This is a genomic window from Actinacidiphila sp. bgisy160, assembly GCF_965342435.1.
Classification (GTDB): Bacteria; Actinomycetota; Actinomycetes; order Streptomycetales; family Streptomycetaceae; genus Actinacidiphila.
Genome location: NZ_CBDRCM010000018.1, coordinates 116,430 through 122,603, shown reverse-complemented (window position 1 = coordinate 122,603; position 6,174 = coordinate 116,430). Strand labels below are relative to the sequence as shown.

The following is a 6,174-nucleotide window of genomic DNA, read 5'->3' as shown; positions in this document are numbered from 1 at the left end:
CCCCTCCCCCCCCCCCCCCCCCCCCCCCCCCCCCCCCCCCCCCCCCCCCCCCCCCGCCCCCGTCCTTCGTGCGGGCCGCCCCCGACCCCGCTCTCGTCGCAGCGGCCCGCGCTGCCTACGCTGTGGACATGACGACCACGGAGCGACGGCGGTTCAGGTCCGGCACGGTGATCCTGGGCGGCATGGGCGTGCTGGCCGCCGCGCTGACCGCGTGCGGCTCCGACCCCGACAAGCGCTGCGTGGACCCGGACACCTACCGGACGCTCCCCGCCAAGGAGTGCGACGACAGCGGCGGCCAGGGCCGCTACTACTACGGCGGCAGCGTCCGGGGCGGGAAGGCCAAGGGCGGCAGCTTCGACAAGTCGTCGGTGAAGACCGGGGGCTTCGGCGGTCACGGCTCGGGCCACGGGTCCGGAGGCGGCTGATGCGGCGGCACGCCGTCGAGCCGCGCCCCGGCTGGCAGCGGATCGTGGAGGACCAGGGGGTCGTCTACCCGCTGACCCGTTATCCCGACGGCTCCCTGCGGCCGTACTGGGACGAGAGCGGCTACTACGAGTTCTCGCTCCCGGAGGTCGAGGCCCTGGAGGGGACCGTCGAGGAGCTGCACGCGATGTGCCTGGCCGCCGCGGAGCACATCGTGGCCGAGGACCGCTTCGGCGAGCTCGGCGTCCACGACCCGCGCCTGGCCGCACGGATCGCCGAGTCCTGGCGGCGGCGCGCCGAACTCCCCTCCCTCTACGGCCGTTTCGACCTGCGCTACGACGGGACCGGCCCGGCGAAGTTGCTGGAGTACAACGCCGACACCCCCACCTCGCTGGTGGAGGCGGCCAGTGCCCAGTGGTTCTGGATGGAGGACCGTTTCCCCGGCGCCGACCAGTGGAACTCCCTCCACGAACGCCTCGTCGAGGCGTGGCGGCGCCAGGCCCCGCTGCTGCCGCCCGGCCCGGTGCACTTCGCGCACACCGAGGCCGACGAGCTGGGCGAGGACCTGATGACGGTGGCCTACCTGCGGGAGACAGCCGAACAGGCCGGACTCGACACCCACGCCCTGTCCGTCGAGGCGATCGGCTGGGACGAGCTCGCCGGCCGCTTCGTCGACGACCGTCTGCGCTTCATCCGAAGCTGCTTCAAGCTCTACCCCTGGGAATGGCTGGTCGGCGACCCCTTCGGCGGCCACGTCCTGGACACCCTCGACAACGGCGGCGGCACCGGCAGCACCTGCTGGATCGAGCCCGCCTGGAAGATGCTGCTGTCCAACAAGGCCCTGCTGGCCGTCCTGTGGGAGCTCAACCCGGGCCACCCCAACCTGCTCGCCGCCCACCTCGACGGTCCCCGCGAGCTCGCCCGGACCACCGGCTGGGTCGCCAAGCCACTGCTCGGCCGCGAGGGCGCCGGCGTCACCGTGCACCGGGCGGGCGAGTCCGCGGTCCCGCGCCCCGACGGGCCCTGCTGCTACCAGGAACTGGCCCCGCTGCCCGCGTTCGACGGCAACCACGTGGTGCTCGGCGCGTGGGTCGTGGCGGACGAGGCGGCCGGGCTCGGCATCCGCGAGTCGGCGGGCCTGGTCACCGACACGTACGCGCGCTTCCTGCCGCACGTCATCCGCTGAGCGCGACCTCGGCGGGACTTGGGCGGGACGGGTCGCGGCGGTCCGGCGCGTCCACCGGACATGTCACCCCGGGCCGGGTGATGCCGTCCCCGTGACGCGGTGCCACCGGGGCCGGTCACGGGGCGGCTCCGCCGCCCGCGACGAGGGGTCCGGCACGCGCTGCGTCGTCGTCCGCACCGTCGGCAGTCCCTCGGCGCCCGCACGGGCCGGCTGACGCTGCGCGATCTCGGCGGCCGGCCCGTCGCGACCCGCACCGCCGTGGAGGCCGGAGCGGCGGCGCAGGGTGACCCGTCGGCAGCAGCGCGTGCGTGAACGCGCTTACCCCCTTGCCGTGCAGGGGAGTTACCATCAGAAACACTTTCCTCGACAGTAACTTGTGCTTCACCATGGGCAGCCCCGTCCCTCCAGGCCCTTCGACGTGTCCGGGTGGTCCGCCGTGTCCCAAACGCACCAAGCGCCCGTCTACGACGAGTTGTCCGACGCCGCTCTCACCGAGCGGGTACGGGCCGGCGCACCGACCGCCTACCCGGCGACCGAGGAACTGCGCCGCCGCCACCTCCCCGCCGTGCTCTGCTACGCACGGCTGTGCGCCCGCGGGCAGAGCGCCGCCGACCAACTCATCGCACAGGCCTTCGCGCTGGCCTGGCAGGAGGTGCACCGGGGGATCGACCCGCGCGGTCCCTGGCGGCACCGGCTGCTGATGCTCGTCCACCAGGCCGCCGCCGTGTGGGCGGGCGGCAGCCGCCGCGAACGGCTCGGCGACGAGTACGCCGCCTTCATCGACGACATCCGCGGCGCCGAGCAGCGCCTGCCCGGGCTGCCGGGCCTGCCCGTCCACCCTCGCCTCCATCTGGCCGAACGCTCCGTACTGCTCGGCGGTTTCGCCGTCCTGCCGCAGCACACCCAGGGCGTGCTGTGGCACGCGGTCGTCGAGCGGGAGAGCGACGCCGACGTCGCCCGCTGGACGGGCGACCGGCCCTCTGAGGTCCCGGACCTGACCGCCCGGGCCAGGGACGCGCTGCGCGATGCCTACCTGCGGACGTACCTGGACCGCAGCGAGGACCCCCGGTGCAAGGGCTTCGGCCGGCTCCTCGACGCCGCCGCGCGCCGCGACGACGCCCGGCAGAACGAGGACGTGGAGCAGCATCTGGCGCACTGCCAGGGCTGTTCCGGTGCGCTGGAGACGCTGGTCGCCCTCGAACGCGCCCCCCGGCCGCTGCTCGCCACGGCCCTGCTCGGATGGGCGGGACCCGCCTATCTGGCGGCCCGCTCGGCGCCCGCGCTGCCCGCCACCGCACCCGCCCCGCCAACGGCACCCACCTCCCGCCGGCGCCGCAAACCCGGCCCGCTGGAGCGGTTGCTGAGCCTGCGCGCCCGCTACCCCTCGCCCCTGGTCTCCCTGCTGCTGGTCGCCGCCGCCAGCCTGGCGGCCACCGGCCTGGTGTACGCGACAGGCGATCACCCCGCACCCACGGGCAACAACAGGGCACTGCCCCAGCCGCCGGCGGGTTCGGTCACGGTCACCGCGACCGCCACGCAGACCGTCACCCCGAGCCCGTCCGTCACCCCGAGCCCGTCCGTCACCCCGAGCCCGTCCGTCACGGCGAGCGCCTCGGCGACCCGGTCGCCCGTGCTGCCGACGCGGACGCCGGGCTCCGTCCCGCCGCGGAGGGTGCCGGGCAGCGGCTACGCCCAGATCGTCAACGACGCGACCGGTCTCTGCCTGGACGTACGGGACGAGGACTTCGACAAGGGCGACGACGTCATCGTCGCCGGCTGCGACTCCGGCTCGCCCTCCCAGCAGTGGCGGGTGGACTCCCGCGGCCTGCTGGTCAACGGCGCGGACTCCGCCTTCTGCCTGGACTCGCGCGGTGACACCGACCGCGGCCTCGGCATCTGGGCCTGCTCGTCGGTCGAGGGCGGCAACGCGCTGAACCTGCGGTTCCTGGTCGACTCACTGGGCCGGGTCCGCCCGCGGATCGACCTCGGCACCGCGATGCAGCCGGACGGCTCCGCCCCCGGCTCCACCCTCTCCTTCGCCACCGCCGGCACCGGCGGCGCGCAGCGCTGGCACGCCGGGTAGCCGGCCGATCCGGTCATGCGGTCCCGGGCGGCTCGGGCGGCGGGGTCTGCGCCCCGGGCAGCCGCACGACCGCCACGGTGCCGCCGCACTGCGCGGGGTGCAGGCCGACGGTACCGCCGAGCTGCTGCACCGTACGGGCCACGATCGACAGGCCAAGGCCCGAGCCGGGCAGGCTGCGGGCGGAGGCCGAACGCCAGAAGCGTTCGAACACGTGCGGCAGGTCCTCCGGCGGGATGCCCGGACCGTGGTCCCTGACCGTCAGCTCGCCGCCGTGCAGGTCCACCTCGATCGTGCCGGCCGGGGGGCTGAACTTCACGGCGTTGTCCAGGAGGTTGATCACCGCCCTTTCCAGTGCGGACGGTTCGGCCCGCAGGTACCAGGGGGCCAGCTCGGCGGTGATCTTCAGGTCGGGACCGGTACGCCGCCGCGCCCGCTCCAGAGCCGCCTCGACGACCTCGTGGAACGCCACGGTCTGCGAGGGCGCGCCGTCGTGCGCAGCGTCCGGACGGGACAGCTCCTGCAGATCACCGATGAGCGCCGCGAGTTCGCTCATCTGCGCCTTCACCGACAGCATCAGCTCCCGGCGGTCCTCCGGGGGCAGTTCCCGGCCGGTCAGCTCACTGCGTTCCAGCAGTTCGATGTTGGTGCGCAGGGAGGTGAGCGGGGTGCGCAGCTCGTGCCCGGCGTCCGCGATCAGCTGCTGCTGCAGCTCGCGGGAGGAGGACAGCGCGGCCGTCATCGAGTTGAAGGAGGCCGACAGCCGGGCGATCTCGTCGCGGCCCTCGACCGGGATGCGGACGCTCAGGTCCTCGGTGCGCGCGACGTGCTCCACGGTGTCGGTGAGCCGGTCCACCGGCTTCAGCCCCGCGCGGGCCACCCCGAGGCCGGCCGCGCTCGCGCCGAGCACCCCGATGCCGCTGACGGCCAGCAGGATCAGCGCGAGGGTGTTCAGCGGGCCGGTCACCTCGTCGAGCGGGCGGCCGACCGAGATCGCGGCCCGCTCCGTCCGCTGGCGGGAGTACTCGATCTGGGCGGCCCGCGTCAGCACCCGCATCTCCGTGCCGTCCTTCGTGGTCACGGTCTGCACGGCCTCCTGGGACTCCCCCCTGACGATCGCCAGGTCCGCCTCGGTCACCGGGAGCATCTCGTCGCCGAGCACCCAGCACCCCGTGCCGCTCTCGGTGACCAGCAGCACGGACGAGTGGTTGGGGTTGAAGGAGAGCGGCCCGCCGGACGTGTCGCTCTGGGGTTCGCTCAGGCATCCGTAGTCCCCGAGCACGCTCCGGGCGGCGGGGGCCGCGCTGCCCGGCGCGCGCAGCGACTCGTCCAGCTGGTCCATCAGCTGCTTCTGCACGATGAACCAGCAGGCCAGCGCGCACGCGGCCACCGCGACCGCGACGGCGGCCGCGGTGAGGATCGCCAGCCGGGACCGCAGGGGCAGGGAACGGAAGCGCGGGATGCGCGGCATCAGCCCTTGCCCTCCGCGGAGCGCAGCACGTAACCGACGCCCCGCACGGTGTGGACCAGCCGGGGCAGGCCGCCGCCCTCGGTCTTGCGCCGCAGGTACATGACGTACACGTCCAGGGAGTTGGAGCTCGGCTCGAAGTCGAAGCCCCAGACCGCCTTGAGGATCTGCTCGCGGGTGAGCACCTGGCGCGGGTGCGCGAGGAACATCTCCAGCAGGGTGTACTCGGTGCGCGTCAGCTCGACCGGTACGCCGGCCCGGGTGACCTCGCGGGTCGAGGTGTCCATCCGCAGGTCCGCGAAGGACAGCACGCTCTCGTCGCCGGTGTCGCCGCCCGGCACCGTCGCGTACGCGCTGCGCCGCAGCAGCGCCCGTAGCCGGGCCAGCAGTTCGTCCAGCTCGAAGGGCTTGACGAGGTAGTCGTCGGCGCCGGCGTCGAGACCGGTGACCCGGTCGCCGACCGTGTCGCGGGCGGTGAGCATCAGGATCGGCGTGGTGGTGCCGCCGGACCGGAGCCTGCGGGCGGTGGTGAGGCCGTCCATGCGCGGCATGAGGACGTCGAGGACGATCGCGTCGGGCCGGCAGGAGGCGACCTGGTCCAGCGCGGCCAGGCCGTCCTCCGCCAGCTCGGTCTCGTATCCCTCGAAGGCGAGGCTGCGCCTGAGTGCTTCGCGGACCGCGGGCTCGTCGTCCACGATCAGGATGCGGGCGGGGGCCTCGCCGTTCTCGCCGGGGCTCATGGTCTTCCACCTCGCGGGATGAGGGTCGTGGGAGAGGGGACGGGTGCTGCCGGGGTGCGGCGGGGTGCGCCGGTTCTCAGCCTCGCACGGCGGCGAGGCGGTGGGCCGCAATCGCCCGGCGGGCGTAGCGGCGCGCGTACCGGCGGGTCGTCGCGATCTCGGGCTCGCGGGCGGCCGGCTCCCGGTAGGGGATCAGTGCGCGGTCGGCGGGGCCGGACGGGACGGTCGCGGGGTGGAGAGAGGTGCTGAGGAAGACGTTCATGGTGCCCACATCCCT

The 6,174-nt window shown here is 74.3% G+C and carries 6 protein-coding genes; 3 read left to right on the top strand and 3 right to left on the bottom strand.

Annotated features, from left to right (window positions below; translation table 11 throughout):
* Positions 1 to 128 precede the first annotated feature (128 nt).
* The 3 genes from ACRWNP_RS17285 to ACRWNP_RS17275 all read left to right on the top strand — a co-directional run bounded on the left by ACRWNP_RS17285 (position 129) and on the right by ACRWNP_RS17275 (position 3,692).
* Complete coding sequence (locus ACRWNP_RS17285; RefSeq protein ID WP_431962176.1) at positions 129 to 425, top strand: hypothetical protein; 297 nt, start codon at positions 129 to 131, stop codon at positions 423 to 425.
* Positions 425 to 1,609, top strand: a complete 1,185-nt coding sequence (locus tag ACRWNP_RS17280) for a glutathionylspermidine synthase family protein (protein WP_431962174.1) — start codon at positions 425 to 427, stop codon at positions 1,607 to 1,609. The genes ACRWNP_RS17285 and ACRWNP_RS17280 overlap by 1 nt, the downstream gene beginning before the upstream one ends.
* Positions 1,610 to 2,045: 436 nt before the next feature.
* Positions 2,046 to 3,692 (top strand): ricin-type beta-trefoil lectin domain protein, encoded by a 1,647-nt coding sequence (locus ACRWNP_RS17275; RefSeq protein WP_431962172.1) that lies wholly within the window; start codon positions 2,046 to 2,048, stop codon positions 3,690 to 3,692.
* 13 nt (positions 3,693 to 3,705) lie between these two features.
* Here ACRWNP_RS17275 and ACRWNP_RS17270 read toward each other — a convergent pair whose 3' ends face one another.
* The 3 genes from ACRWNP_RS17270 to ACRWNP_RS17260 form a co-directional block, all read right to left on the bottom strand.
* Entirely contained in the window at positions 3,706 to 5,160 is a 1,455-nt protein-coding gene (locus ACRWNP_RS17270) for a sensor histidine kinase (RefSeq protein ID WP_431962170.1), read from the bottom strand.
* A complete protein-coding gene (locus ACRWNP_RS17265) occupies positions 5,160 to 5,897 on the bottom strand; it encodes a response regulator transcription factor (protein ID WP_431962168.1) in 738 nt (245 codons plus the stop codon). The genes ACRWNP_RS17270 and ACRWNP_RS17265 overlap by 1 nt, the downstream gene beginning before the upstream one ends.
* A 76-nt stretch (positions 5,898 to 5,973) precedes the next feature.
* Positions 5,974 to 6,159, bottom strand: coding sequence for a hypothetical protein (locus ACRWNP_RS17260; protein ID WP_089227694.1), 186 nt, complete (start codon positions 6,157 to 6,159; stop codon positions 5,974 to 5,976).
* Between the last annotated feature and the right edge of the window lie 15 nt (positions 6,160 to 6,174).

Coding starts and splice junctions, on each gene's coding strand:
- ACRWNP_RS17260 (WP_089227694.1), bottom strand. CDS start 6,159: ATGAACGTCTTCCTCAGCACCTCTCTCCACCCCGCGACCGTCCCGTCC.
- ACRWNP_RS17285 (WP_431962176.1), top strand. CDS start 129: ATGACGACCACGGAGCGACGGCGGTTCAGGTCCGGCACGGTGATCCTG.
- ACRWNP_RS17270 (WP_431962170.1), bottom strand. CDS start 5,160: ATGCCGCGCATCCCGCGCTTCCGTTCCCTGCCCCTGCGGTCCCGGCTG.
- ACRWNP_RS17280 (WP_431962174.1), top strand. CDS start 425: ATGCGGCGGCACGCCGTCGAGCCGCGCCCCGGCTGGCAGCGGATCGTG.
- ACRWNP_RS17265 (WP_431962168.1), bottom strand. CDS start 5,897: ATGAGCCCCGGCGAGAACGGCGAGGCCCCCGCCCGCATCCTGATCGTG.